This window comes from Micromonospora sp. CNZ296, from assembly GCF_007827635.1.
In genome coordinates, this window is sequence record NZ_VISW01000025.1 from 29279 (window position 1) to 55884 (window position 26606).

Sequence of the window (26606 nt, forward strand, 5' to 3'; positions counted from 1 at the left end):
TCCGCGAGATCAACTCGTCCAGACTCCCTACCGGGACTCTCTCTGCAGGGGTACCCATGCCGCAATCACGCTCTGCTGACCTGCTCGCCATCTACCCGCACATCACCAGCCGGGACCGGCAACTGCTCCACCTCCTCGACGACCATCAGGTCCTGACCACCGATCAGATCCACCAGCTGTTCTTCCTGGCCCGACGTACCTGCCAGATCCGCCTCAGCGAGCTGTACGGGCTGGGCCTGCTGGACCGGTTCCGGTTCGCGCGCACGGGCGGCGGCAGCCATCCGTGGCACTGGACCCTCGGCCACAACGGGCGTCGTTTCCAGGCCGCCGCCCACGAGCGCCCCGAGCCGACCGCGCGGGCGAGCCGGCAAGCCGTGCAACGGGTGTCGGCCAGCCCGACCCTGACCCACCTGCTCACCGTCAACGAGTTCTTCGTCCGGCTCAAGGCCCACACCCGGCGCCATCCGGAGACGCATTTGGACCGGTGGTGGTCGGAACGCAGCACCACCCGGCAGTTTCGCACCATCACCGCCGACGGCCACGGCATCTGGACCGCCGCCGGCGCCAGCGTCGGGTTCTGGCTGGAGGCCGACACCGGCACCGAGCCGCTGGGCCGGCTGATCGGCAAACTCGACCGCTACGCCACCCTGACCCGACGCGTCGGCATCCGGTACCCGGTGCTGTTCTGGCTCGGCAGCGCCGCCCGGGAGGAACACCTGCACCGGCTCCTGCGCGGGCGACGCGGCGACGTCCTCGTCGCCACCGCCACCCATGACACGGACCCAGCCGAAGCGGTGTGGCTGCCGGTCGGCGCCACCGGCCGAGTCGGGCTCGCGCAGTTACCCACCGACCATGGTCAGCCGGTGGCGGACAACCCCAACTTCGACGACGGAGTCTTCGTCCTCTGACATGACCTGTCAGCCGACCCGCCGGAACCTGTCAACGCAGGTGAAGCACATGATCACGATTACTGGTCGAGGGCGTGCTGTCAGGTCACGACGCTACGGTGCAGCTTCTTCTCTTTTGTTCGCACCGCAGCCCGTCTGTTCTCCCCGGATCTGCCCACGCCAGCGGGGCACCCCTCGGCCCACCATCCGGTCGGCCCCGTGACCCCGCCCCGCGCCTTTCCCGGCAGCACTCCGCCACAGACGCCGCATCCCGGTGGCACCACCACACCCGCAGTCGAACCGCGCCTTCGCGAAGGGAGCACCCCGTCATGCCCGCACCCACCAACACGTCCCTCACCGACCAGGTCATCACCGTCTGCTTCGCCCCCGGCCAGGACGCCGACTGGTTCGCCGCCTCCGAAAAGGTCCACGACCTTCTGCAGGCCAACGGCACGCCGTCGCGCCGCTACCGCGTCCGACACCGCCGCCTCATCGGCTGGCTGACCCGCTTCATCGGCTACTACCTGCTCGACGCCGCCCGCCGCTTCGGCGCGATCACCATCGCCGCCGGCGGCCGCAAGAGCCGCCTCGACCTGACCGGCACCGCCGCCACCGCCGCACACGACGCCGCCCTGCGCTGGCGTGCCTGGCACACCCACGTCGCCGCGACCACTCCCGTCGCCCGGCCGTTCGAGGACTACCTCGCCCAGCACCACGCCGATCCCGCCAAGGTCAGCGCCCACGAGGCCCGCCGACGCTTCGAGCAGCAACCCCGCGTCCTGGCGATGCTCGCCCACCACCTCGACCCGTACGAGCTGCCCGCCTACCAAGCCGGCGAAGCCACCTACACCGGCCTGCACTGGCGCATCGCCCTGGTCGGCGATGCGCTGATCACCACCGACGGTCGCCTCCTCACCCCGGCAGGCGGCTCCGTCGCCGACCGGTTCCGCTTCCTCAACGACGCCTGCGCCTACCTGCGCAGCCTCGACCCACGCGCGCGGCTGTGCGCCGTCACCATCGCCTGACACCCCCCGGACCCGAAACACCACGGCCGGTCGCAGCCCTGCTGCGACCGGCCTTCGCCATGTCCCACCGTTGGAAGGAGACCCCTGATGTTCCTGACCGATCCGGTGCTGCGGCGCATCGCCGCCGACACCAACGACGTTCTGCCCGAGCAACAGTGGCGCCACGACACCGCCACCGCCGAACCGATCGGTGACCTCGCCCGCCTCCTGCACAAGACCGCGCTCGACTTCACCGACAGCACCACCAACCTCGACCAGGCCCTCACCCGACTGGGTGCACTCGCCGAAACAGGCCGACGAGGACTGGCTGCGCACCCCGGCCTGTACATCCCCGGTCACCACCAGGTCGTCACCGATGCTCTCGCCGCCCGCGAGCGGCACACCGTCCTCGGCGTCACGCTCACTGCCTGCTACCGAGCCTGGCGCAACCACCGGCCGATGAACGAAGGCGACGAGCGACACCTGCTTCTGCGGCGTTGCGACCCGTCGCGTGGCGTGGCGACCCTGCAGCGCAAGGATCCGGACACGTGGCTGGTGATACCCGACGCCGAAGCCGCCGCCGCCTTCGACATCCCCTACCCGCAGCGCATCGTCGGCGAAGTCACTCGCACCGAACGGGGATGGGCGCCGACCGCCTACATCGCCCGTGCGCATCAGGTTCCGCTCGCCACGGTGTATTCCCTGCCGATCCGGGGTGAGCTCACCTCGGCCTGCCGGACGCTGCTGCGCTGGTGGAACCTGCGCCACTCCGACGCCTGGCACAACCGCACTCCCGCACAGCTCACCCCCGCCGAACTCGTCCACCTCACCGACTGACGGGGCAGCGTGATGCCGCACCTCAACCTGGTCGAGCGGTGGATCACTGCGGCGACCGGCCGCACCCTCGACCAACACGCCGTCGACCCCGTCCCCGCCGCCGCGCACCTACCCGAGGCCGCCGACGATCTCCGGCACCTACGCGACGAGCTGCTGCTCGCCGTCGACCACCTGCGTACCAGACTCCTCAACGAAGACGACCTACATGCATCCGCCGCCGCTATCACGGGATCGGCGAAGACGATCCAGACCCTGGCCGGCGAGTACGGCAACACTCGCGCTCGGATCGACGCCCTCATCGGCGACGAGACGCGGACCGCCTACGCGCTGACCCACCCTGGGCAGCAGGTACGGCGGCGCTACGTCGACCCCGGCGACACCGTGCTGGTCGTTCTGCCGCACACCGACTCCTGCCGCGCGCAGAATCTCGCCGGACACACCGCCCACATCAGGGTGGGCAGCTCCGACGCCCGGTGTCGGCCGCCCGGCAGCGTCAGCTCGGTGCGGCTGTCCCACAGCGACGCCGGCATCTACCGGGACCGCACCCAGGGCCGCCTCTACACCCTGCAGCCCGCGGCAGGCGCATCCACCACCTCAGGCCGGTAATCGACCGGTCTCATCGCGGCGCCCTTCACCGGGCGACGAATGGCACACCTCGCACGGCACGGCGCTCCCGACGCGCGCCTGCCGCCCCGGCTGTCACCCGCGATCCGGCTCACCATCCGGGCGGCCTCACTCGCGCCGCTATCTGAACTACGTCTCCAAGAGAGGAACCCCATGAAAGACCTGTCCCTGACGCCTGCAGCGCAGGCTGTCCTCGACGCCCTGACCGATCTTGGCCAGGGCGATGTCCACGAGTTGGCCGACCGCGCCGGAAAGGCGCGCTCGACCACCGACAAGGCACTCAAGTCCCTGGCCGACGCCGGCTTGATCGTTCCGGTGGACACCGACGCCGATGCGGCCGGCGGCGTGTCCACCCGGTGGGCCCTGCCCGCCCCGGACGGCGCCGCCGCTGCGGAACCGGACGCTGCCGTCGATCTCGGCGACCAGCAGACCGCCGCCGCGGACGAAAGCGAGCAGCTCATCGGATCGGATCTCGACACCTCGGCGAGCGAACCTGCCAACGGCGGCGCAGCTGATCCATCCCGCGAGGATCACGCGGACAAGGCGCCGGATGAGGCGGGAGACGAGACCGATCACGACGACAGCCGCGGACGCGACGACGACAGCAGCGAGGCCGGTGAGAGTTCCGCCGTCGTTGCGGTGCAGCCGGCGCGGCCCGGTGACCGCAAGGTCATGGCCATCAAGGGAGTCCTGGCCGACTACGGCGACGCCGGCGCCACCATCGACCTGATCGTGGCTGAGAGCGGCATCGGACACGCCACCGCGTCCCGGCTGCTGACCGCGATGGAACAGGCCGACGCCGCCCGTCGACTGCCCGGCCTGCCCGAGCGGTGGGTCGCAGGCCCGACCAGAGCCAGTGAGGTGGACCCGAACCCGGAGCCGCCCCGCTGCCCGCTGTGCTCCCAGGTCATCCGCGGCCAAACGAGCATGCCGATCGCTGCAGCGGCGGTGCTGCCCCTGATCCGACCGGACGGCACGCTGCACGTCGTCGACGCAGACGGCGAGACCCACGTCGTCGCCATGCCGCTGCGCGCACCCGGCCGCACGCCGCGCGTCGCCCGCAGCACGGGCCCGCGCGGTGACGGGACCGTCAACGCCGACGGCAGCCCACCGTTCAGCCGCGGCGAACTGGAAAAACTCACCCTCGACGTCCTGGCCGCCAACCCCGGCCAGCAGATGACCCCGCAGGACATCGCCACCGTGCTCGCCGGCCAACTCGGCCGCGCGATCAGCTCCGGGGCCGTGCGAAACAACTGCACCAAGGCCGCCGCCAGCGGCCGGATCGTCCTGGTCTCCGACGCGCCGCTGACCTTCGTCCACCCGACGCAACCCGACAGCGACAACCCCGTCGAGACCGACGCGGGCAGCACCGACCAGTCCTGACCAACGCCACTTCCCTGCGGGGGCCGAGCCACGTACTCGGCCCCCGCCAGCCCATCGAGAGGAGCATCCCGTGCCGCACGAACTCGAGACCTACACCGACGGAACGACTGCCTTTGCCAGCGCACGCCTGTCGGCCTGGCACCAGCTCGGCACCGTCACCCAGGACACGATGAAGGCCGAAGAGATCATGGCCGCCGCCCGCCTCGGCGACTGGGGCGTCCGCACCATCCGCACCGTCGGCATCGACATCGTCAACGGCGCCGAGGTGCAGGTCCCCGCCGACGACAAGCGGATGACCGTACGCCGAAACCCTGTCACCGGCCAGACCGAATACCTGGGCATCGTCGGCACCGACTACACGGTCGTCCAGAACGAGCAGTGCGCCGAGATGCTCGACCGGCTCGTCGATCAGGTCGGCGGCGCCCACTTCGAAACCGCCGGCAGCCTGCGCCGCGGCAAGAGCGTGTTCGTCACGATGAAGCTGCCCGACGCGATGGAGATCGCCGGGGTGGACCGCCTCGACCTGTACCTCATCGGCACCACCTCCCACGACGGCAGCGCCGCCCTGCGGGTAGACGCCAGCCCGATCCGGGTGGTCTGCGCCAACACCCAACGCGCCGCCTTCCAGCACGCCGTCGGCCACTACACCTTCCGGCACACCTCCAACGTCAACTCCCAGATCAGCCAGGCCCGCGAAGCCCTGGGCCTGATGTGGACATACATGGAGACCTTCGAGAAGGCCGCCGAACGGATGCTCAACGCGGAGCTGACCATGCGGGAGTTCGAGAACGTCGTCGCGCAGGTATGGCCGGTCAAGGACACCGCGTCCGAGCAGGCCAAGAACAACGCCAAGCAACGCCTCGGCACCCTCAAGTACCTGATCCGCGAGGCCGACACCCAGAAAGCCATCACCGGCAGCCGGTGGGCCGGATACCAGGCCATCACCGAATACCTCGACCACTACCAGCCCGCCAAGAACGACCTCGTCCGCGCCAACCGGGTGCTGACCGGCAACACCGGCGACCTGAAAGTCGCCGCCTTCGACCTACTGAAGATCTGACCGCACACCCGTCTCCGGGGCAGCGGTCACCGCGCCGCTGCCCCGGCCCGAAGGAACGGACACCTCACGTGACTCCGCCCAGCGCCCGAGGGCTCGATGCATACCCGAGGGCCCGCCGATGACCGGCCACCTCCGCCACCCCCGCGACCTGCGGCAGTCGGTATGTGGCCTACCCGCCACCGACGTGCAGCGGTGGGAAGCCGACCACCCGCCGCGCATCGACTACACCTGCGAGGACTGCTACACCCTGCTGCCCGAGGCCGCCCGCCCCGACGACGCCAACCATCCGCCGGGCGACGCCACGCTCATCGACACGTTGCGACGCATCGTCGCCGCCCGGCAGTACGCAAAGATCGACGGTGTGCTTGTGGACGTGTGGTCTGCCAGCGTCACCGTCCTCATCTGGGACAAGCTTCGCGAGGACAAACGGCAGCGGCTACTGACCCTGCCATCACACGAGCTGATCCTCCGATGCATCGCGATCTACCGCCACATCACTCAGGACCAGACGACCAAGGACCGGTCCAGGCACGACCGAGGTACAGGGGTGTGAGGTCAGCCGGTGTTGACACGCCTCACGTTCATCGGCTGATCGAGCAGTTTGAGGTGGGCCGCCCACGTGGGCGGCCCACGGTCATTCTCCGCTTCACCACCTTGGAAGCCCTCCGCGCACCTGTCCGTTCCGCCGCCGATGAGCACGCTCCCGACTGTCCCTGTCCGATCAGCTATCCCCAGCCGTATTGAAAGGCCGCCGCCATGACCAGAGCCATCACCGGCATTGTCAGCCTCGTCGTCGTTGCCTGCCTCGGCCTGCCCATGCTCCTGCTGACGGCCGTCATGGGCGGCGGCTCCAGGGGGTGCGGCACCGCCGTGATACCTAACATGTATCCCTCCGGGCGACCGTCTACCGTCGGCGCCTGGGATGCCGAGCAACTTGACGTAGCCGCGACCATCGTCGACACCGGCGTCACCAAGGGCATCCCTCGATGGGGCTGGGTCATCGCCGTGGCCACCGCCATGCAGGAATCCCGCCTCCGCAATCTGCCCCATCTAGGCGCCCGCAACGACCACGACTCCATCGGGGTGTTCCAACAACGCCCAAGCCGGGGATGGGGCACCGTCGCACAACTGTCTGAACCCGCCTATCAAGCAGGCAAGTTCTTCGACAAGCTCCTCACAATCTCCGGCTGGGAATCGATGCCGCTAACCCAGGCCGCCCAGGCGGTCCAAGCCTCGGCCTACCCCGACGCGTACGCCAGATGGACCAACGATGCCCTCCGCCTGGTAGAGCAGCTCACCAGCACCCTCGCAGACTGCACCGCCGATGCACTGGCCGCCCTACCGGCCGGATTCACGCTGCCCTCCGAGACTCCGCCAGCGGTGACAACCGCGGTGTTCTGGGCAGTTGGCCAGCTCGGCACGCCCTACTACTTCGGCGGCTCGTGCTCCGACCCGCACTCCAACGACCCCCACAAACAGTGCGACTGCTCATCCCTGATGCAAGCGGCCTACCGAGCAGCCGGCGTGTCCATTCCGCGTATCACCACCGACCAGGCCAACGCCGGCACACCAGTAGCCAGCCCGACCCGCCTGCTACCCGGCGACCTCATCCTGATCCCCGGCAGCAACGGCACCCCGGCCCACCCACGCCACGTCGGCATGTACCTCGGCGAAGGACTCATCATCCAAGCCCCCCAGACCGGCGACGTCGTCAAGATCACTCAGCTGAGCAGCTGGATCGACCAGATCGCCAAGATCCGACGAATCGTCCAGGAGCCTGCGTGAGAAGGGCACGTTCCTGGGTTCGGGGCAGTCGATGCCGCCGGATGCCGCTTGCCGGGCGCCGTGGCCCTCGCATCTGCTCAACCTTCGACTGATGTGCGACTCGACGATCCGGTTTCGACACTCACGACGGATGATCGGTAGACGCGGACTGGCGACCGGATCGCGGCAGAAGAGTGTGTACGTTACGAAACTGTCGGGTAGTGATAGGCGCTAACTCCATTAGCCCAGAAATTGCGCTGTTCAAAGTAGCCCTCAAAGCCGCTTGCGGGGTTGCAAGTCCCGTCTATCCGAGCCACTTCTTCAACGCCAATTTCTGTGATTTGCTGAGCTTGACGATGTCACCGATGCGCTTAATAGACGACTCGCGAAAAACGGATCGGACCTGCTCCTCTGAGAGCGGCCCGTCCAGCTTCCTCGAAAACAATAACGACTTCGCGATGTAATCCAAATGCGCACGGGAGATCGAGTGTTCTTCGTCATTCATATCTCGCGCTCGCAACGTCATCTCGTTGAGCCGACCAATCACCGTCGTTTCCGGATCGCTCCAGTCGACAACCTGCGAGGCCGCAGCGAGCCGCTCGTAGGCAGCAGCCAACGATTCGTGTGACAGCAATGGAAATCCACCGTCGACCTGCTTGAAGAGGAAGGCCGTCGTTGGAAGGCCGCGATGCGCTTCGATGTTCCTAAGCAACGCGGTTCCATCGAAATCTTTCGGAAGAAGGAAGGACGGCGGTTGATTAATCACCCGGGCGTCCGGAACAGACTGGGTCAGGAAGTCTTTGAATGATCCTTTCCCGAACCAGCCGTTGCTAATTTCTTGCCCGAATTCCCGCGCCAACTCCCAGGCCAGGCTTGCCAGATCGATGGGATGTTCCAAGTCTCCGACCCGATCGGCCAAGTAGCGCACAACTGCGGTCTCGAGTGCAGGCTCAAGAGGCATGATCCTCGGCGCGACCGAATCAATGGAAGCGATTCCCGACGGCTTGTGCACAACGGCGGCGTTCTCGATATTCTGTCCCGATAGTCGGTCGAGCTCGTCGCGAATGTCCTGAGCAATATCGTCCACTGCTGCCAGCAGGTCCGCCATCCTGCGACTCAGCAGTCCGACGAGGGGTGGAGTGGCACTGCCGGGTTTGTAGGTATCCTCATGCGTCAGCTCGCCCCAGCCGTCTTGCAGAAGTGTGCGAACCTGAAGCTCGCAAGTAATCACTTTGCGTTTGAGGCCAGCCGGTACCGAAGTTAGTAGGTTGATGTGCACAGCACGGTAGCCACTGGCCTTCGGTTTCTCGAGATAGTCGCGGTATGAGCCTTGCTCCTGGCAAAGGACCGGCTCCATTCCTTCCGCATAGACGTCTAGGTCACGGACGATGTCCATTACTCGCTGCACGTCCGACCTGTTGTTGCAGGTAATACGGAGGCCTACCAGGTCATCGAGAATAGATGGTATCGTTTCGAGTGAATCAATGCGCGCCTTGTATTTGGGCAGCTCAAGCTTTCGCCAGGTTCGCTCCCTGCCCTTAACCCGGCCCGGCGACACCTTGATGCGCGATATTTCCATCTCAGTCAGTTCGGACCGCAGATGAGAGGTCAATGCCTTGTATGCGGAGTCGCGGGCTGGCTCGAGGAAGCGGTCGGTGTAGTCGTCGAACCATTCCCTGAAATCTTCATATGAGAACGGCATCAGGTCTGTCAACGGAGCCTCCGTAAGTACCGTTTCCGCTGTCGATCGCCCGGGGGAGACGGCATCGAGTTGCCGCGCTGGCAGCGACGTGCTGCAGCGAACCAAGCGTGGTAGATCACGGATCATATCGGCAACCCTCTCTCAGGCGCTGACTACCGGACGAGAGTTGGGCGCCAGGGATGCGTTTGGCCCAGGTTGGCCCGATTGGCTCCATTCCAGAAGGAGTACCTCGGCTGCAACAGCCGTCGCTGACATTCACTGAACTCGGCAGATCCGGACGCCACCTGAGCTCCATGAGCCGCCAAGGCCGAGGCTTGAGTCGTTAGGTTGGGCGCCGGTCTGCATCGGCCGGCTCCCCGATGCGTCATGTCGTTGTTCCTGGACACACGGATCGTGGGGTTGTGAAATGTTGAGGTCAGGTATGGTCCAACTCCGCCCCGAGGCGGGCGGCTAGGGCGATAGTGTCTTCGCTCGGTTGAGCGTCCAGGTCGGCGAGCACTCTCGTCAGGGCGCGCAGAAGAGTACGAATGCCGTCCGCATCGCCGAGGGCGTGCCGGGCGTGCATAGCCTTGGTGTAAAGGGCTTCGTTGTACCGGTCTAGGGCGACGGCTTGGTTCAGGAGGTCAGATGCGGCCTGCGGGTCTGGCTTAAGCAGGTCTTCGGCGAGGAGTAGGTGGGCTTCGGTGCCCCAGCGGCGCACCGTCTCGCGGTGGGGCTGGAGCCATTCGTAGTCCTTCCCCTCGGCCAGTGGCGCGTCGTAGAGCTCGCAAGCGGCAGTCAACAGTTCATGGCGGCGCACTCCGGTGGCGATGGTGGCGCGACGCATGAGGTCACGCAGAGCCCAAACGTCGACGTCGACCGTCGTCGGGTCGAGTCGATACCGGCCGGAGGTTTTGATGACGTAAGCGTTTTTTGTCTCGGCGGTGCCGGCACGGCCGAGGACGTGTCGCAGGTTCGAGGCGTTGGTGTGTACGCGTTGGTCGGCTTGGCTGAGGCGGGCGTCGGGTTCGAGGTATTCGCCGATGTCGCGGGTGGTGACGCCGTCGGGGTGGCAGGCCAGGAAGACGGCGAGTTCGAGGGCTTTGGCGCGCAGGGGTCGTCCCGGTTTGGTGATGTCCTCGATTCGCGGCGGGCCGAGCACCCGAAGTTGGGCCTTCCCGACGACAGCGGCGGAGGGAGTTGCAGTCGCTGCGGGCTGATCCTGAGATGCCGCGTCGTTCCGGCTGGTGTGCAGGGCAATGACCGTGGCCGGTACGGCTGGCGAGGTTGTCGCTGGAGGTTCTCCGGTTTGTGCTTCTCGCAGCGTGGTCAGGGTCTGGATCGTTGTGGTGGGTTCGAGCACGGGTAGGCGCGGCGGTAGCGGTTCGGTTAGCTGACCGGATATGAGGGTGGTGTGTCCGTCTGGGGCTACGTCAATGGTGACGCCGGAGTGCCACTCACTAAGCAGTACCCCGAATACCTGCCTGCTGGCGCCCGCGGCCAGAGCCGCTTTGACGCGGGCTGCGGCGGCTACGGCTGGTGTCTCTGCAATGAGGACGACCGGAGGCAGAACCTCTGCTTCCGGAGTCTTGGGTTGTTGCTGCTCGTCGGGGTCGGTCAGCGTCTGTTCGTCGAGTAGGCGGCTGCGGTGCAGCAGCTGGGTCTCGATCGTGGTGAGTGCGTCGTCGAGGGTGTCGGTGATGTGCAGGCGCGGCCATGAGCTGACGGTGGTCATTTCGGTGCCGAGCAGCGTGGTCAGGGTGGCGGCGTCGATGACGACCTCGCCACGCGCGTCGGGGTGTTGCGGGTCGCCGGACGCCAGCGCTGCTACGAGGGTGGCGCGTGCGGCGGGAGCTGCGCCGTCGCCGACGAGGCCGACGCCACCGGACGGCAGCGGGACGAAGGCGGCCACTGGTGCCCCGTCGTCGGGGTGCGGGAGTTCGGGGTTTCGGGCCACGGCACGGCGTAGCTCGGCCACCGAGGGCGGCAGGTGAGTGGGTGGGTCGTCGTGGGGGTCACCGGTGTAGCGGCGCCGGCGCTGCCGCCACACCAGGGCAGCCGCCGCGCTGATGGCGGCGGCGAGGGACCAGGGAAGCCACTCCGCGGAGGTCAGCTGCAAACCCCGCTGGTGGTCGGCGTCCTGCGGGCGTTGCGCGCCGTCGGCTTCCGGCGAGGACGAAGGCCGCGTGGGAGCGTCGGTGGGTGACCCGGAGTCCGGTGCGGTGGGTGTGGTCGGCGAAGAGCTCCTGGGCGTGGCAGCCGTCTCATGGTTTTCCGGTGTGGGTGGATCGGCGGGCTGCGGGGCTTCCGGCGGGTTGCTCGGCGGCGGGGATGGGGCGACGGTGCCAGGTCGCGGTGAGCGCGGGCGGCCCGGGATGGCGGTCTGTGGGGGTTGAGCATCGGCGGGTAGCCGCAGTTCCCAGCCCGGGTAGATCAAGTCGCAGTCACGCAGTGTGCCGCCGACCTGGAGAAAATGGCGGTGCTTGTTCATGCGGCAGATTTCCGGCCAGCGGCCGGCGTCACCGAGCCACTGCTTGGCGATCTTCGACAGGGTGTCGTGTCGCTCGACGGTGTACAGGTAGCGGGTGTTGCCGACCTGAATCAGTGCCGGCCCCTGCGCGAGAGCTTGCTGAGGAACAGCTACTGCCTCGGCCGCGTCGACCGCCGCCGGTGGTCGAACGCCGCCGGTGTTCAGTTGGCCGACGGAGGTGACGGCGATCGCCGCGGTGCCGGCCAGGCCGAACACGAGCCGGTGCAGTGGTGCGGGAAGCCGTAGCACCGGGATCCGCCATCGGGTTGCCAGCGCGATCAGCTCGGCGATCAGCAGCAGCGCGAGCACGGCCCATAACAGCCACACCGCCCAGACGGCCGCGCCGGCCAGGACGGTCGAGGTGAACCGTTCGTTCGGCTGATCGAACCATGCCACCACCTGCGTCCAGGACGGCCATCTCCTTAGCGGGTTGCCGTCAAGGGACACAAGCAGCGCCGGTGCCCCGGCCAGGAACACGACCGTGGCTACGGTCGCCCTGACTGATCGGATCACGGAGGACACCCGCCCCGCTGTGTCGCGCGGCGGTGTCGACGCGGGCGGGACGTAGACCGTGGGACGCGCGTATTCGGCTAGCCGGTTGCCGCTGTCCGGGGATTGCTGCGACATCCTGTCCGTCCCCCCGCTTGGTAGATCCCTTTCCTCTCGCATACACGGCGATACCCATCGAGGCCATCTCCTCAGGAAGGATTCTCACCATGCGCGCACAATCGATCACGGGACGAGAACGTGGTTGACGATCCACTCCCCGGTCGGGAGAGACTGCCTCGCATGCCAAGCGGGGGCACGCGACTATCGATCGATCTCACGTCGTCGGCAATCGCCGCCACCGTCGACCGCGATGGCACCCGGATCCCCGTCCTGCTCAACGGCCGCATCGTCATGCCGCACGGCATCGTGATCGACCCCGCCGGTCAACTACACCCCGGCGTCAACGGGCTGCCGGAGCCCTCGGTAGGCCACCAGTTCATCCGCGACCCGGTGGACCTCCTCCACGCGGCTGACGCCGAGCCGCCGGTGGACGCCGTACAGCTGCTCGCCGGGCAGCTGTGGTACGTCGCTGACCAGGCAGTCCGCCAAGTCGCCGTACCGGTCGCCGCTCTGACCGTGACCATCCCGTCGGCCTGGGGACCGCGCCGACGGGGGCATCTCACCGACGCGGCAGCCCGGGCAGGCCTCCCCGCACCGGCCATGGTCACCGCGCCAGCAGCACTCGCCGCTTACGCGACGACAGGCCACGTCCCGGATGGCACATGTCTGCTGATCTGCGACGCCGAGCGGCGTCCAATCACGCTGACCGTCCTGCAAGTCAGCCGCGACGGGTACCAGGAACTCGCCACCCGCCAGGTGAGCCCGAGCCGCGACCTGGACCGAGACCTCGCGCAGCACGTCCTGACCCGCAGCATCGCAGACGACCCCCCACAACGAACCGAAAAAGAGGCCACACCCGAGCCAGCCGACGCGGCACTACTGGAGTCCATCCGCCAGGCCAGGACCGCCCTCTCAACTCAGGAACGCGCACCCGTTCTCCTGCCCTCGCCCCGCCCACCGGCCGTTCTGACCCGCGACGACGTCACCGCCGCAGCGCAGCCCCTCCTCGACGATGCCGCCAATGCCGTCCAAGGCATCCTCGACGCCGCCGACATAGGCCAGCAGCACCTCAGCCACGTGATCCACCGGGAAGCCAGAGCAATCCCGGGCCTTCAGGAACGCCTCGTGGCCGTCACCGGGCACACTCCGATCGCCCTCGACGGTCACTCCCACGCCCTCGCTGACGGTGCCCTAGCGCTCACCGCAGCCCATCACCAGACAGCAACTACCGCCAACGACACCGCACTGCCACGAGTTCGGCTCCGCGTCCGTGACCTGACCAGCGCCATCATCCTCGGCGTCTGCTCGCTCACCGTGCTCCTACAGACCATCCTCACCGCGGACATCGTCACGACCTACTCCGTCCAGGTCGTCGGCGTCCGCCTCTCCCTGCCTCAACTGGGCGTCGCCGGTGCCCTCACCATGCTCACCGCATTCGCCGTGGCGCACCTCGCCCCCACCACCTGGCTCGCCGGCACCACCGACGCAGCCACCTCTAGACCCACCACCGGCCACCTCATCAGACGCGGATACCTCGCCGCCGCCGTCGGCGGATCAACCGCCGCCGCCCTCTACGGCCTCGCCACCGGCACCGCCGTCCAGTTCGGCTATGAGCCATACCTGAAATGGACGCTCGGCTCCGCGCTCCCCCTCGCTGTCTGCGCGGCGATCATCGCCGCCACCGCTCCCCGCATTGCGGCTCCGCAACTGTCCAACTGGCTCGCGCGCACCCGTCCGGCGGCCCTGCCCGCCGCCGTAGCCGCCACCGGCATCTGCCTCATGCGCGCGGCGATCACCCTCACCCCACCGGTCGACCTGACTGGCATGCCCGGCCTCATCGGCAGCGCCGGAGCAGCACTGCTCGGCATCGCCACCGCCCTGACCACCAGCCGAAGCCGCACCACCCGCACCATCACGGTCCCCGGCCTCGCCATCGGCTACGCCATCGTCTTCACCAGCGACACCAGCAGCGCCCTGCTGGTCGGTTACCTCGTCGCCCTCACCTGGTGGGCCGTCCAACTCGCCGCTTACACATTGCGGCTCGCCTACCCCGGCGCCGGGCAGGCATTGCGCCGACTCGCGGGCAGCAGCCACACCGCCTGACGAGTCGTCAGAGCAAACAACGGCGCCAACCCTCGGGACTCACCGCTGTCCGGCCAATGACGGCGCCACCGGCGTGAGCACCAGGCAGCGCTCCAACAGATGACGGCCCGCCGATCTCGGCGGGCCGTCCATTCAATCCAGCCAGCCTGCCGAGCCTCTCTGCTCGGCGGGCCAGCCACGCATGCCCTCTGACGCAAGGAGGTCACCGGTTCCACGCGCCCGGATATCGCAGACCACGACCAGCACCAACCCACACATCAGCCTGACCGAAAGGCAACTGACGATGAGAACACTCCAGAACTTCCCAATCTGCATCGAGATGACCGGGCGAGCGAGCACCGCGCCCCGGATCGCACGTTTCCACACCCAGCTCGGTACGGGGACGCACCGCGTCTCGCAAATGGCGAGCGAGGGCTCGACTGACGCCCTCTGTCCGCCATCCAGCGGTCCGCAGGACCAGGGGGACGCCGTCCGTCCGCGATCGACACCGAGCCTGCGATGCCTCTTCGAGGACAAGCCCAGCCCTTGGCTTGACCCCTGGGGGACACAACGGATGGATAGACGGCCACAGCTGTCAGATGCCGCACCCGCGGGTCGTAGCGACGACCCCGTTCACCCCCGGCCCCAGCAACGCCGGGCCAACGAAAGGAAGCACGATCCATGCCCGCCCCGACCCCGAACCGGCCCGGAATTCAGACCAGGTGCCGACCCACGCCGGCCGACTGCCAACCGCACGACGCCGCGCTGGCAGCCCGGTTCGACCGACGTCCTGGACGGGCGATGAACGGCCCCGCCGCCTCCGAATGGCGGCCAGACCCGCTCCTGACCATCGACGACCTCGCGGCCTGGTTGGGCAAGCCCAAGAACACCCTCTACGCCTGGCACAGCCGAGGCAAGGGCCCTCGCGCCATCCGCGTCGGCAACACCCTGCGCTACCGGCGCAGCGAGGTCGAGCGCTGGCTCGAAGACCACACCGACGCGGAGCGGTGAACCATGGCCCGACCTGAACTGGCCATCGGCACCTCCGGAAAAGTCCGGATCGAGAAACTCGGTCCGAAGAGATTCCGGGCACGCGCCCGGTTCCGCGACTACGACGGCATCACCCGCGACATCGAGGCCACCGACACCACAGGCCCGGCCGCCGAACGGGCCTTGAAGGTCAAACTCCGCGACCGTGCCACCCCCACCGACGACGAGATCACCCGCGAAACGCGCATCAGCGCCCTCGCCGAACTATGGGTCGAAGAGATCACCGCCGAGGAACGCATCGCGCCACAAACCATCCACCGATACGCGACCAGCGTTCGCACCTCGATCCTGCCAGCCCTCGGCAACCTCCGAATCCGGGAAGCCAGCGTCGGACGCCTCGACCGGTTCCTGCGCGACATCGCCAAGGACCGCCCTTCAGCCGCCAAAGGCGTGAAGGTCGTACTCAGTCAGATGTTCGCTCTGGCCGTACGCCACGGCGCCATCCCCACCAACCCGGTCCGCGACACCGGCCGACTCCGTAAACCCCGCCGCACCGTCGTCGTCCTGTCCGCCGAGCAACTCCAAGCCGTCCGTACGGCGATCCGCGAATGGCAGCGACCGATCCCTGGTAAGCCCGGGCCTCGGCACAGCGGCGACCTGGCCGACGTCGTCGACCTCATGCTCGCCACCGGCGGCCGTATCGGCGAGATCCTGGCCCTCCGCTGGGAGGACCTGGACCTCGCCGCCGAACGACCAACCCTGACGATCTGCGGAACGCTGGTCTTCATCAAGAGCCAGGGCTTCTTCCGACAGCCCTGGACCAAGAGCGACGCCGGCTACCGCAGGGTCGTCCTCCCCCGTTTCGCGGTCGGCATGCTCATGGCCCGCAAACTCACTGCCGCGGACAACCCCCACGACGCGATCTTCGCTTCCCGACGAGGCACCTGGCTCTCCCCCAACAACGTCCGCCGTCAGTGGCGCCAGGCCCGCGCCGAAGCCGACCTCGACTGGGTCACCCCGCACACCTTCCGAAAGACCGTCGCCACCCTCATCAAGGAGGAGATCGATACCAAGAGCGCGGCAGCGCAACTCGGGCACTCCAGCGAGGAGGTCACCGACACCTACTACATCGCCAAGCCGGTAGAAGCCCCAGACGTGTCCGGCATCCTCGAACGGCTCGGCAGCCACCCGAGCAACCAAGGATCGTCGCCAGGAGAGAACGATGCACACCGATGACGAACTTGGTTGCCGCACCGCGTAAGCGGGGGGTTTTCGGGGGGCGGTTCAAATCTCCATCGAAGAAAATCAAAGCCCTGACCAGTGTTCCCGCTGGTCAGGGCTTTTTCTTTGTCGGGACGGCCGGATTCGAACCGACGACCCCTTGACCCCCAGTCAAGTGCGCTACCAAGCTGCGCCACGTCCCGATGCCCCCGCCAGGTCTCCCCCGCGGCAGCCGGTACAGCTTAGCGCAGGATCTTCGCACCGTGCGCAGAGGCCCCTCCCGCGCCGCGCGCCACACCCCCTAGAGCGTCCTAGGAGGGTGGCGTGCGGCAACAAGCGGCGACCAGGGGTCAGCCGTGGGCCTTGCCCCGGCCGCCGGGGCCGAGCTTCTTGCGCGGGCGTACCGAGATCTCGATCGGGCTGCCCTCGTAGCCGAACTCCTCGCGGAGCTTGCGCTCGACGAAGCGCTGGTAGCCGGCGTCCAGCGGCCCGGTGGTGAACAGCACGAACCGCGGCGGCGCCGCCCCGGCCTGGGTGGCGAACAGGATGCGTGGCGCGCGTCCGCCGCGTACCGGGTGCGGGGTGGCCTGGACCAGCGCGGTGAGCCACTGGTTGAGCTGCGCGGTCGGGATGCGCGTCTCCCAGCTGGCCAGGGCCTTGCGCAGCGCGGGCGCGAGCTTGTCGACGGCGCGGCCGGTCTTCGCGGACAGGTTCAGCCGGATCGCCCAGGGGATGCGTCGCAGCTCCCGGTCGATCTCCTTGTCCAGGTAGTAGCGGCGGTCGCCGTCGACCAGGTCCCACTTGTTGAACGCGATGACCAGCGCCCGGCCGGACTCGACCACCATGGTGAGGATCCGCTGGTCCTGCTCGCTGATCACCTCGCTGGAGTCGATCAGCACCACGGCGACCTCGGCCGCCTCGATCGCCGAGGCGGTGCGCAGGCTGGCGTAGTACTCGGTGCCGCTGGCCTTGCCGACCCGCTTGCGCAGACCGGCGGTGTCGACCAGCTGCCACGTTTCGCCGCCGATCTCGACCAGGCTGTCGACCGGGTCGACTGTGGTGCCCGCGACCGAGTCGACGACCGCCCGCTCCTCGCCGGAGAAGCGGTTGAGCAGGCTGGACTTGCCGACGTTGGGGCGGCCGACCAGGGCTACCCGGCGCGGGCCGCGCGGCCGGTTCTCCACGATCTTCGGCGCCTCGGGTAGCGCGTCCAGGATGGCGTCGAGCAGGTCGCCGGAGCCGCGGCCGTGCAGCGCCGACACCGGGAACGGCTCACCGAGGCCGAGCGACCACAGCGAGGTCGCCTCCATCTCGATGGTGGTGTTGTCGGCCTTGTTCGCGACCAGGATGACCGGCTTGGCGCTGCGGCGCAGCATCTTCACCGCGGCCTCGTCCACGTCGGTCGAGCCGACCATGGCGTCCACCACGAACAGCACCACGTCGGCGGTGACCACCGCGATCTCGGCCTGGGCGGCGATGGCCGCGGCACGGTCCTTGGCGTCGGGTTCCCAGCCGCCGGTGTCCACGACTGTGAACGCCCGGCCGTTCCACTGCGCGTCGTAGGGCACCCGGTCCCGGGTCACGCCGGGGATGTCCTCCACGACCGCCTGCCGACGGCCGATGATGCGGTTGACGAGCGTGGACTTGCCGACGTTGGGGCGGCCGACCACTGCCACCACGGGCTGCGGGCCGGTCGGCTCACCGGAGTCGGCCTCCGGCTCGCGCAACTCCACCCAGCCTTCGAAGTCCTCGCTCACGCGGCACCCCGCTCGGTGAGCATGTCCCGCAGACGCGCCACGACCTCGTCGATGCCCAGCTCGGTGGTGTCCAGCACCACCGCGTCGGGGGCCTGCTGCAGCGGGTTGACCTTGCGGGTCGAGTCGAGCCGGTCCCGGCGGGCCAGGTCGGCGGCGGTCGCCGCGACGTCGGCGGCGTCCTCGGCGCTGCGCCGCTTCGCGCGCGCCGCCTCGGAGGCGGTCAGGTACACCTTCAGGTCCGCGTCCGGCGCGACCACCGAGCCGATGTCCCGGCCTTCGACCACGATCCGGCCCGCGTCGGCGATCACCCGCCGCTGCCGGTCCACGAGCAGCTCGCGTACGGCGGCGACGGCGGCCACCGCGGAGACGGCTCCGGTCACCTCGGCGCCGCGGATGGCGGTGGACACGTCGGTGCCGTCGACTGTCACGGCGTACCCCTGGGGGTCGGTGCCGATGCGGAGGTCGGCCTCGGCGGCGACCTTTGCCACCGACTCGGCGTCGGTGAGTTCCACGCCGGAGCGCAGGACCGCCCAGGTCAGCGCCCGGTACATGGCGCCGGTGTCGAGGTAACGGGCACCGAGGCCCGTGGCCAGTCGCCGCGACACGGTGGACTTACCCGAACCGGACGGCCCGTCCACAGCGACCACGCATCGCCCGGCCGGTACGTTTTCCTCCACCGTTGTCCTCCTCAGCCCGTACCTCGCGGGTCGCCCGGTGTGCCGGGCGCCGTTGAGCGGATGTTCCGTCTTGAATCATGCCCGCGCCGCGCGGGCGTCCCACCGGGCCGGCGTGTGCCGGCCCGCGGACCGCGTCGAAGCCTACCGGGAGCCGTACCCCGATCGTCGGGGTCAGTCACCCACGGCCTTGAACAGGGCGGCGACCTCCGCGTTGGTCAGCCGCCGCATCCGCCCGGTGCGCAGGTCGCCGAGCTTGATCGGACCGATCGAGGTACGGATCAGACGGCTCACCGGGTGTCCCACCTCGGCCATCAGGCGCCGGACGATGTGCTTGCGCCCCTCGTGCAGGGTCAGCTCCACCTGGGCGGTTTTGCCAAGCGTGTCGACCACCTTGAACCCGTCGACCTTCACCGGCCCGTCCTCCAGCTCGACGCCGGCGGTCAGCCGCTTGCTCAGGTTGCGCGGGATCGGCCCGGCCACCTCGGCGAGGTAGGTCTTGAGTACCTCGTACGACGGGTGCATGAGCTTGTGGGCGAGGGTGCCGTCGTTGGTGAGCAGGAGCAGGCCCTCACTGTCGGCGTCCAGCCGCCCGACGTGGTAGACCCGCTGCTCCAGCCGCGCGCCGATGAAGTCGGCGAGCTCGGTGCGGCCCTTCTCGTCGGCCATGGTGGTGACCACCCCGCGCGGCTTGTTCATCGCCACGTAGACCAGGCGGACGTCGGCCTGGAGCCGCTCCCCGTCGACGACGATCACGTCGCGGGCCGGGTCGGCCTTGTCGCCGAGCTGCGCCACCCGCCCGTTGACTGTGACCCGGCGCCGGAAGATCAGGTCTTCACAGGCGCGCCGGGAACCCACCCCCGCGGCGGCGAGCACCTTCTGGAGGCGCTCGGCGCCCTCGTACACGGGGGCGTCGGGCTTCGGGGCACGGTCATCGCGTCGCATCGGCAAGCTCTTCTACGTCGTCGGGAAGGAACGGGGCGAGCGGCGGCAGGTCGTCCACCGAGTTCAGCCCCAGCTTCTCCAGGAACATGGTGGTGGTCCGGTAGAGGTAGGCGCCGCTGTCCGCTTCGGTGCCGCACTCCTCGACCAGGCCGCGACCCACCAGGGTACGGAGCACCCCGTCGCAGTTGACACCCCGGATGGCCGAGATGCGCGAACGGGTCACCGGCTGCCGGTAGGCGACCACGGCGAGCGTCTCCAGCGCGGCCTGGGTCAGCCGCACGGACTGCCCGTCCAGTACGAACCGTTCCACGTACGTCGCGTATTCCGGCCGGGTGTAGAGACGCCAGCCACCCGCGGCCCGGCGCAGGTCGAACCCGTGCCCTGCGGCGGTGTACCCGGCGGCGATCTCGTCGAGCATCGCGCCGACCCGCTCGGGGGCCTGTTCGAGGATCTCGGCCAGGACCAGCTCGCTGACCGGCTGGTCCACCACGAGCAGGATCGCCTCCAGGGCGCCGCGCAGCTCCGCGTCGTCCAGGACCGGTGCGGGCACCGGTTCCGGCGCGGCCCGCCGCCGTCCTCGCTTAGCGGGTACGCCCTCAGCCCCCGCTCCCCCACCCGCCCCCGGCGCCGCGTCCCGCGCGGGCAGGCCGACGTCTCCCCCGGCGTCGTCCGTCCCGGCCTCTCCCGAGATCTTGGTACGGTCCCGCCCTCCGAGGGGCGTCCCCGTACCAAGATCCCCCTGAACCGTGGCGATCTTGGAAGGAATGGGCCCCTCTGAGGGCCCTTCGCTTCCAAGATCCGCCGAGGAATCCGGTGTCGCGTCGAGATCTGCTTCCCGGGAATCGGTGGTGTCCGGGATGTCGGGGTCCGGGTGCTCGGCCGGTGCGTCGGAATCGTCCGGGGCGGGCCGGGGCGGGGCGGGGCGCTCCCACGGTGGCACCCATGCGGCGGCCTGGTCGGCCAGGGAGTCGCGGCGTTCCTCGTCGCTCATCCGTTCACTCCTGCGTCGGTGCGTGTTCGTCCGCCGCCTCGCTGGGCACGGCGGCGTCGGATGCGGCATCTGCGGCGACGTCGCCCGGCACGGCGGCGGATCCGGCGGCGTCGCTCACCCCGGCGCCAACGTCTGCCGGAGCAGCCGCGGCGTCGGCCGGGGCGGCGGGGACGGACGTGGTCGTGGGTTCGGGGCTGCCGGCGTACTCGTCGACGGTCAGCTCCGCCTCGCCGTCGACCGGGCCGGTCCAGCGGACGGTCAGTTCCTCCAGCGCCTGCTCCTGCACGAACGCGACAAGGCCCTGCCGGTACAGCTCCAGCAGCGCCAGGAACCGGGCCACCACCTCGAGCGTCATCTCGCAGTCGGCGCAGAGCAGCGAGAACGTGGCGACCCCGGCGCGGCGCAGCCGGTCGGCGATGATGCCGGCGTGTTCCCGGACGCTGACCCGGACCATGTGCACGTGCGCGATGGAGACCTCGGGCACCGGTTTCGGGCTCATCGCCTTGACCGCGAGCTTGCGCAGCCGCTCCGGACCGATGCCGAGCACCAGGTCGGGCAGCGCCTCGGCGTACCGCGGTTCGAGGGTGACCGCCCGCGGGTAGCGCCGGCCGCCTACCGCCTCCAGCTCGGCGATGTGCGCCGCGGCCTCCTTGTACGCCTTGTACTGCAGCAGCCGGGCGAACAGCAGGTCCCGCGCCTCCAGCAGCGCCAGGTCCTCCTCGTCCTCGACCTCGGCCGAGGGCAGCAGCCGGGCCGCCTTCAGGTCGAGCAGGGTGGCGGCGACGAGCAGGAACTCGCTCGTCTCGTCCAGGTCCCACTGGTCGCCCATGGCGCGCAGGTACGCGATGAACTCGTCGGTGACCTTGTGCAGCGCGACCTCGGTGACGTCCAGCTTGTGCTTGCTGATCAGCTGGAGCAGCAGGTCGAACGGGCCGGTGAAGTTGTCCAGCCGGACCGTGAAGCCACTCGTCTGCTTGGCGGTGCCCGGATCGGCGGGCACCACACCGTCGACCTCGGCGGCCAGCTCCGCGGCGACGGCGGGGTCGCCGGTGCCGTGCGGCGGGTCGAGGGGCGGTGCGGTCACCGGGAAACCGTAGACGACGCGGTGGGCGGCCGGCGTGCGACCTACCGGTCCGCCTGGGCGGCGATGACCTCCCGGGCGAGCTGCCGGTAGTTGCGCGCGCCCGAGGAGGCCGGGTCGAGGGTGGTGATCGGGGCACCGGCCACCGTGGACTCGGGGAACTTCACCGTCTTGGTGATGACGGTCTGGTAGACCTTGTCGCCGAACGCCTCGACCACGCGCTGCAACACCTGACGGCAGTGGGTGGTGCGGCTGTCGTACATGGTGGCGAGGATGCCTTCGAGTTCCAGGTCGAAGTTGAGCCGCTCGCGCACCTTGTCGATGGTGTCCAGCAGCAGCGCGACACCGCGCAGGCTGAAGAACTCACACTCCAGCGGGATGAGCACGCCGTGCGCGACGGTGAGCGCGTTGATCGCCAGCAGGCCCAGCGAGGGCTGGCAGTCGATCAGGATGAAGTCGTACTCCTTGCGGATGGTGCGCAGCACCCGCGCCAGGGCCATCTCCCGGGCGACCTCGTTGACCAGCTGGATCTCGGCGGCGGAGAGGTCGATGTTCGCGGGTAGCAGGTGCAGCCCGGCCACGTCGGTCTTGATCAGGACGTCCTCGGCGGTGACGTCGTCCTGCATCAGCAGGTTGTAGACCGACAGGTCCAGATTGTGCGGGTTGACGCCCAGCCCGACGGAGAGGGCGCCCTGCGGGTCGAAGTCGACGAGCAGCACCTTGCGGCCGTACTCGGCCAGGGCCGCGCCCAGGTTGATGGTCGTCGTGGTCTTGCCGACGCCGCCCTTCTGGTTGGCCATCGCGATGATCCGCGCCGGGCCGTGCCGGTCGGTCGGCATGGGTTCGGGGATCGGCTTGCGCATGGTGTACGCGGCCGGGTCGGCGGGGCCGAGATCGGCACCGAGCGTCGCCTGCTGCTCACGGAGCTCCGACGTCCAGGTCTCGGCACGGTCACCGTTTCCTGCCATGTCCTCGTTGCCCCCTCCCGACGACCACCCGGCGTCGGAGCCGTCCGACGTCCCTCGCGGCGCCGCTGCGCACCCCCGGTCCGTCGTACCTGGAGGCCCGCGCCGATGCCGACTGTACGCCACCGGCCAGCAGCACGTTCGGTAGCGGGTCGGCGTGTCGGCCGCCCGCCGGCCGGGTGTCCCGACGCCGGCGCTCAGCGAGCCCGGGGATGGGCTGTCGCGTACACCTCGCGCAGCCGTTCCACTGTCACCAACGTGTAGACCTGGGTGGTGGTCACCGAGGCGTGGCCGAGCAGTTCCTGCACCACGCGCACGTCCGCGCCGCCGTCGAGCAGGTGGGTGGCGTACGAGTGGCGCAGCGTGTGCGGGGAGACCGCGTCGGGTCCGTCGACCGGCAGGCCGGCGCGGGCGGCGGCGCTGCGCAGCACGGTCCAGGCGCCCTGCCGGGTGAGCGGGCCGCCGCGGGCGTTGACGAACACCGCGTGGGTGCCGCGCCCGGCGGCGAGCAGCGCCGGGCGGCCCCGCACCAGCCAGGCGCGCAGCGCGTCGGCCGCGTATCCGCCGACCGGGACCAGCCGGGTCCGGCCGCCCTTGCCGCGCAGCAGCACGGTTCCGGCGTCCAGGTCGAGGTCGTCGACGGCGGCGCCGACCGCCTCGGAGATGCGCGCGCCGGTGCCGTACAGGAATTCCAGCAGCGCCCGGTCGCGCAGCGCGCGGGCGGCGGGGTCGCCGGTGGCGCCGGGCGGGCCGGCGGCCTCCAGCAGCCGTAGGACCCCGTCGACGGGCAGCGCGCGGGGCAGCCGGCGCGGCGGCGCGGGCGGGCGGACGTCGCGGCTGGGGTCGGCGCCGGCCAGCCCTTCGCGCAGCGCGAAGCGGTGCAGGCCGCGGACCGCGCTGGCCGCGCGGGCGGCGGAGGAGACGGCGAGCGGCGGGTGGTCGTCGTCGCCCGCGCGCAGCCGGGCCAGGTGGGCCTCGACCTGCACGGGCCCGGCGGCCGCCAGGTCGTCCACCCCGGCCGCGGCCAGCGTGGCGAGGTAGCGGTCCAGGTCCCGGCGGTACGAGGCGAGCGTGTTCGCGGACAGCCCGCGTTCGACGGTGAGGTGGTCCAGGTAGGTCCGGACCGCACGGCGCAGGGCCGGCGCGGGTTCCGCGCCGGCCGCGCGCACAGCGGTCTCGGTCAGCTCAGCACCTCGTCCAGCGGCAGCACGTCCATGCCGTGCGCCTCGGCGACCGGGCCGTAGACGACCTTGCCGGCGTGGGTGTTCAGGCCCAGCGCCAGCGCCGGGTCGTTGCGCAGCGCCTGCTGCCAGCCCTGGTTGGCCAGTTCGAGGGCGTACGGGAGGGTGACGTTGGTCAGCGCGTAGGTGCTGGTGTTCGGCACCGCGCCGGGCATGTTCGCCACGCAGTAGAAGATCGAGTCGTGGACCTTGTAGACCGGGTCGGCGTGCGTGGTCGGGCGCGAGTCCTCGAAGCAGCCGCCCTGGTCGATGGCGATGTCGACGAGCACGCTGCCCGGCTTCATCCGGGAGACCAGCTCGTTGGAGATGAGCTTCGGGGCCTTCGCGCCGGGCACCAGCACCGCGCCGATGACCAGGTCCGCGTCGAGCACGGCCCGCTCGATCTCGTACGCGTTGGAGGCGACGGTCTGCAGGTGGCCCCGGTAGATGGCGTCGGCCTGGCGCAGCCGGGCCACGTTCTTGTCCAGCAGCAGCACCTCGGACTGCAGGCCCAGCGCGATGGCGGCGGCGTTCAGGCCGGACACGCCCGCGCCGATGACCACGGTCTTGGCCGCGTACACACCGGAGACGCCGCCGGGCAGCACGCCCCGCCCGCCGCCGGTACGCATCATGTAGAAGGCGCCCACCTGCGGGGCGAGGCGGCCGGCCACCTCGGACATCGGGGCGAGCAGCGGCAGCGAGCGGTCGGGCAGCTCGACCGTCTCGTACGCGATGCCGGTGACCTTCCGGTCGACCAGCGCGTCGGTGCACTCGCGGGACGCGGCCAGGTGCAGGTAGGTGAACAGCACCTGCCCCTCGCGCATCCGGTGGTACTCCTCGGCGATCGGCTCCTTGACCTTCAGCACCAGATCGGCGGTGTCCCACACCTCGTCGGCGGTGGCCAGGATCTTCGCGCCGGCGGCGGCGAACTCGTCGTCGGTGATGCTCGAACCGACTCCGGCGCCTGCCTCCACGAAGACCTCGTGGCCGTGGCGGGTGAACTCGTTGACGCCGGCGGGCGTGATCGCCACCCGGTACTCGTGGTTCTTGACCTCGCGGGGGATTCCGACCTTCACGATGCAGACACCTTCCTCCGGGGCGGCTCACCCCCGACTGCGCGGCCGCGCCGGCTCCGTTGCCGGCGCGGTCCGCCTGTCCCGCCGGCGGCAGTCTAGGCCCGTGGGAAGCCCACGGGCGGCGACACTGTGACATCCGGTGCCCGCTGGTCCTGACGGTGTGTCAGGCATGCCTCGGACTGCCCGGTGGAGACGCCATCCGCCGAGAGGACAAAGTTCGATGACATCTTCCCATCGGCTGAGCGGCGAGGCCGACAGGACGTGAACCGATCACTATTGTGTCCGCTCATGACCACTCCTTATCAGCAGTACCCGCAGGGCGTCTCCGACAAGAGCAAGGTCGTCGCGGGTGTGCTTCAGATCCTGCTCGGCGGCTTCGGCATCGGCCGGTTCTACATGGGCGACACCAAGACCGGTGTCATCCAGCTCATCGTCACGCTCGTGACGTGCGGCTTCGGCGCGATCTGGGGCCTCGTCGACGGCATCCTGATCCTCGTCAACGGCGGTGTCGACGGGCAGGGACGCCCTCTGCGCGACTGACCACAGGCGCACGGAAGGGGCCGCCCGGCGCAGTGCGCCGGGCGGCCCCTCGTCGTTTGCGGATCAGCGCGGCAGCGGCGCCTCCGGGCGGCGCAGCTCGGTGAAGCCGGTGTCGCGGGCGCGGGCGGCGGCGAGCAGCCCGGCCACGCAGGACGCGTTGGTGATCTCGCCGGCCAGCACCATCCGCACCGCCTCGTCCAGGTCCACGCGGACCACCTGGAGGTCGGCCTCCTCGTCGTGCCGGTCGTGCCGCTGATCGGCCGGCACGTCGGCGAGGTCGCGGGCCAGGAACACCCGCACCACCTCGTCGGCGAAACCGGGCGAGCTGTGCAGGTCGACGAGCACGTCGACGCGCCCGGCGGTCAGGTCCGCCTCCTCGGCCAGCTCCCGCAGCGCGGCGGCGGCCAGGTCCTCGCCGCCGACGTCCATCAGCCCGGCGGGCAGCTCCCACAGGTGCCGGCCGACCGGGTGCCGGTACTGGCGGATCAGCACCACCTGACCGGCGTCGTCGAGCGCCACCACGGCGACCGCGCCGACGTGCCGCACGTAGTCGCGGGTCGCGCTGCCGCCGCCGGGCATGGTGACGTCGTCGCTGACCACGGAGAAGATCCGGCCGGACCAGATCTCCCGGCGGCCGGTCACCTCGTACCGGTGCTCGACGCCGCTCACGCCGCCTCCCCGCGCG

The 26606-nt window shown here is 69.5% G+C and carries 23 protein-coding genes and 1 tRNA gene; 12 read left to right on the top strand and 12 right to left on the bottom strand.

What is annotated here, in order from left to right; translation table 11 throughout:
* Positions 1–56: 56 nt before the first annotated feature.
* From FB455_RS30035 to FB455_RS30070, 8 genes are all read left to right on the top strand, one after another.
* A complete protein-coding gene (locus tag FB455_RS30035; protein WP_145755586.1) occupies positions 57–908 on the top strand; it encodes a replication-relaxation family protein in 852 nt (283 codons plus the stop codon).
* Positions 909–1216: 308 nt separating this feature from the next.
* Positions 1217–1912, top strand: coding sequence for a hypothetical protein (locus FB455_RS30040; RefSeq protein WP_145755587.1), 696 nt, complete (start codon positions 1217–1219; stop codon positions 1910–1912).
* Between the two features lie 87 nt (positions 1913–1999).
* Positions 2000–2728, top strand: a complete 729-nt coding sequence (locus FB455_RS30045) for a hypothetical protein (protein WP_145755588.1) — start codon at positions 2000–2002, stop codon at positions 2726–2728.
* A gap of 12 nt (positions 2729–2740) precedes the next feature.
* Positions 2741–3334, top strand: a complete 594-nt coding sequence (locus FB455_RS30050; RefSeq protein WP_145755589.1) for a hypothetical protein — start codon at positions 2741–2743, stop codon at positions 3332–3334.
* 171 nt (positions 3335–3505) lie between these two features.
* Positions 3506–4735, top strand: a complete 1230-nt coding sequence (locus FB455_RS30055; RefSeq protein WP_145755590.1) for a MarR family winged helix-turn-helix transcriptional regulator — start codon at positions 3506–3508, stop codon at positions 4733–4735.
* 70 nt (positions 4736–4805) lie between these two features.
* Positions 4806–5795: a DUF932 domain-containing protein gene (locus FB455_RS30060; RefSeq protein ID WP_145755591.1), complete on the top strand. Its 990-nt coding sequence runs from the start codon at positions 4806–4808 to the stop codon at positions 5793–5795.
* A gap of 184 nt (positions 5796–5979) precedes the next feature.
* Positions 5980–6348, top strand: coding sequence for a hypothetical protein (locus tag FB455_RS30065; RefSeq protein ID WP_486481618.1), 369 nt, complete (start codon positions 5980–5982; stop codon positions 6346–6348).
* Between the two features lie 203 nt (positions 6349–6551).
* A complete protein-coding gene (locus FB455_RS30070; protein WP_145755592.1) occupies positions 6552–7580 on the top strand; it encodes a C40 family peptidase in 1029 nt (342 codons plus the stop codon).
* 283 nt (positions 7581–7863) lie between these two features.
* On the opposite strand, the gene FB455_RS30075 is transcribed toward FB455_RS30070, so the two are convergent.
* Both FB455_RS30075 and FB455_RS30080 read right to left on the bottom strand, forming a co-directional pair.
* Positions 7864–9273: a RelA/SpoT domain-containing protein gene (locus FB455_RS30075; protein ID WP_186466471.1), complete on the bottom strand. Its 1410-nt coding sequence runs from the start codon at positions 9271–9273 to the stop codon at positions 7864–7866.
* Positions 9274–9676: 403 nt separating this feature from the next.
* Positions 9677–12397, bottom strand: a complete 2721-nt coding sequence (locus FB455_RS30080) for a LysM peptidoglycan-binding domain-containing protein (protein WP_145755594.1) — start codon at positions 12395–12397, stop codon at positions 9677–9679.
* Between the two features lie 162 nt (positions 12398–12559).
* Here FB455_RS30080 and FB455_RS30085 point away from each other — a divergent pair, with 162 nt between their 5' ends.
* The 3 genes from FB455_RS30085 to FB455_RS30095 all read left to right on the top strand — a co-directional run bounded on the left by FB455_RS30085 (position 12560) and on the right by FB455_RS30095 (position 16687).
* On the top strand, positions 12560–14482 hold the full coding sequence (locus FB455_RS30085; RefSeq protein ID WP_145755595.1) for an acetate and sugar kinases/Hsc70/actin family protein: 1923 nt from the start codon (positions 12560–12562) through the stop codon (positions 14480–14482).
* A 780-nt stretch (positions 14483–15262) separates the two neighbouring features.
* A complete protein-coding gene (locus FB455_RS30090; RefSeq protein WP_030504821.1) occupies positions 15263–15472 on the top strand; it encodes a helix-turn-helix transcriptional regulator in 210 nt (69 codons plus the stop codon).
* Between the two features lie 3 nt (positions 15473–15475).
* A complete protein-coding gene (locus tag FB455_RS30095; RefSeq protein ID WP_145755596.1) occupies positions 15476–16687 on the top strand; it encodes a site-specific integrase in 1212 nt (403 codons plus the stop codon).
* A gap of 114 nt (positions 16688–16801) precedes the next feature.
* Here FB455_RS30095 and FB455_RS30100 read toward each other — a convergent pair.
* The 9 genes from FB455_RS30100 to ald form a co-directional block, all read right to left on the bottom strand.
* Positions 16802–16875 (bottom strand) — tRNA-Pro (locus tag FB455_RS30100).
* A gap of 147 nt (positions 16876–17022) precedes the next feature.
* A complete protein-coding gene (gene der, locus FB455_RS30105; protein ID WP_013285600.1) occupies positions 17023–18429 on the bottom strand; it encodes a ribosome biogenesis GTPase Der in 1407 nt (468 codons plus the stop codon).
* Positions 18426–19106, bottom strand: a complete 681-nt coding sequence (cmk, locus tag FB455_RS30110) for a (d)CMP kinase (RefSeq protein WP_013285599.1) — start codon at positions 19104–19106, stop codon at positions 18426–18428. Before cmk ends, der begins: the two co-directional genes overlap by 4 nt.
* Positions 19107–19277: 171 nt before the next feature.
* On the bottom strand, positions 19278–20048 hold the full coding sequence (locus FB455_RS30115; RefSeq protein WP_013477403.1) for a pseudouridine synthase: 771 nt from the start codon (positions 20046–20048) through the stop codon (positions 19278–19280).
* Complete coding sequence (gene scpB / locus FB455_RS30120) at positions 20035–21039, bottom strand: SMC-Scp complex subunit ScpB (RefSeq protein ID WP_145755597.1); 1005 nt, start codon at positions 21037–21039, stop codon at positions 20035–20037. Before scpB ends, FB455_RS30115 begins: the two co-directional genes overlap by 14 nt.
* Before the next feature lie 4 nt (positions 21040–21043).
* The gene (locus tag FB455_RS30125; RefSeq protein ID WP_145755598.1) at positions 21044–22123 is read right to left on the bottom strand and encodes a segregation and condensation protein A; all 1080 of its coding nucleotides are present in this window, start codon (positions 22121–22123) and stop codon (positions 21044–21046) included.
* A 41-nt stretch (positions 22124–22164) separates the two neighbouring features.
* Positions 22165–23088, bottom strand: coding sequence for a ParA family protein (locus FB455_RS30130; protein ID WP_013285595.1), 924 nt, complete (start codon positions 23086–23088; stop codon positions 22165–22167).
* 194 nt (positions 23089–23282) lie between these two features.
* Positions 23283–24254: a site-specific tyrosine recombinase XerD gene (locus FB455_RS30135; protein WP_145755599.1), complete on the bottom strand. Its 972-nt coding sequence runs from the start codon at positions 24252–24254 to the stop codon at positions 23283–23285.
* 11 nt (positions 24255–24265) lie between these two features.
* Positions 24266–25381, bottom strand: coding sequence for an alanine dehydrogenase (ald, locus tag FB455_RS30140; protein WP_013285593.1), 1116 nt, complete (start codon positions 25379–25381; stop codon positions 24266–24268).
* Positions 25382–25669: 288 nt separating this feature from the next.
* Here ald and FB455_RS30145 point away from each other — a divergent pair, with 288 nt between their 5' ends.
* Positions 25670–25921, top strand: coding sequence for a TM2 domain-containing protein (locus FB455_RS30145; protein WP_030274369.1), 252 nt, complete (start codon positions 25670–25672; stop codon positions 25919–25921).
* 63 nt (positions 25922–25984) lie between these two features.
* Here the strand turns inward: FB455_RS30145 and FB455_RS30150 are convergent, their stop codons facing one another.
* Positions 25985–26590: an NUDIX domain-containing protein gene (locus FB455_RS30150; RefSeq protein WP_013285591.1), complete on the bottom strand. Its 606-nt coding sequence runs from the start codon at positions 26588–26590 to the stop codon at positions 25985–25987.
* Positions 26591–26606 lie beyond the last annotated feature (16 nt).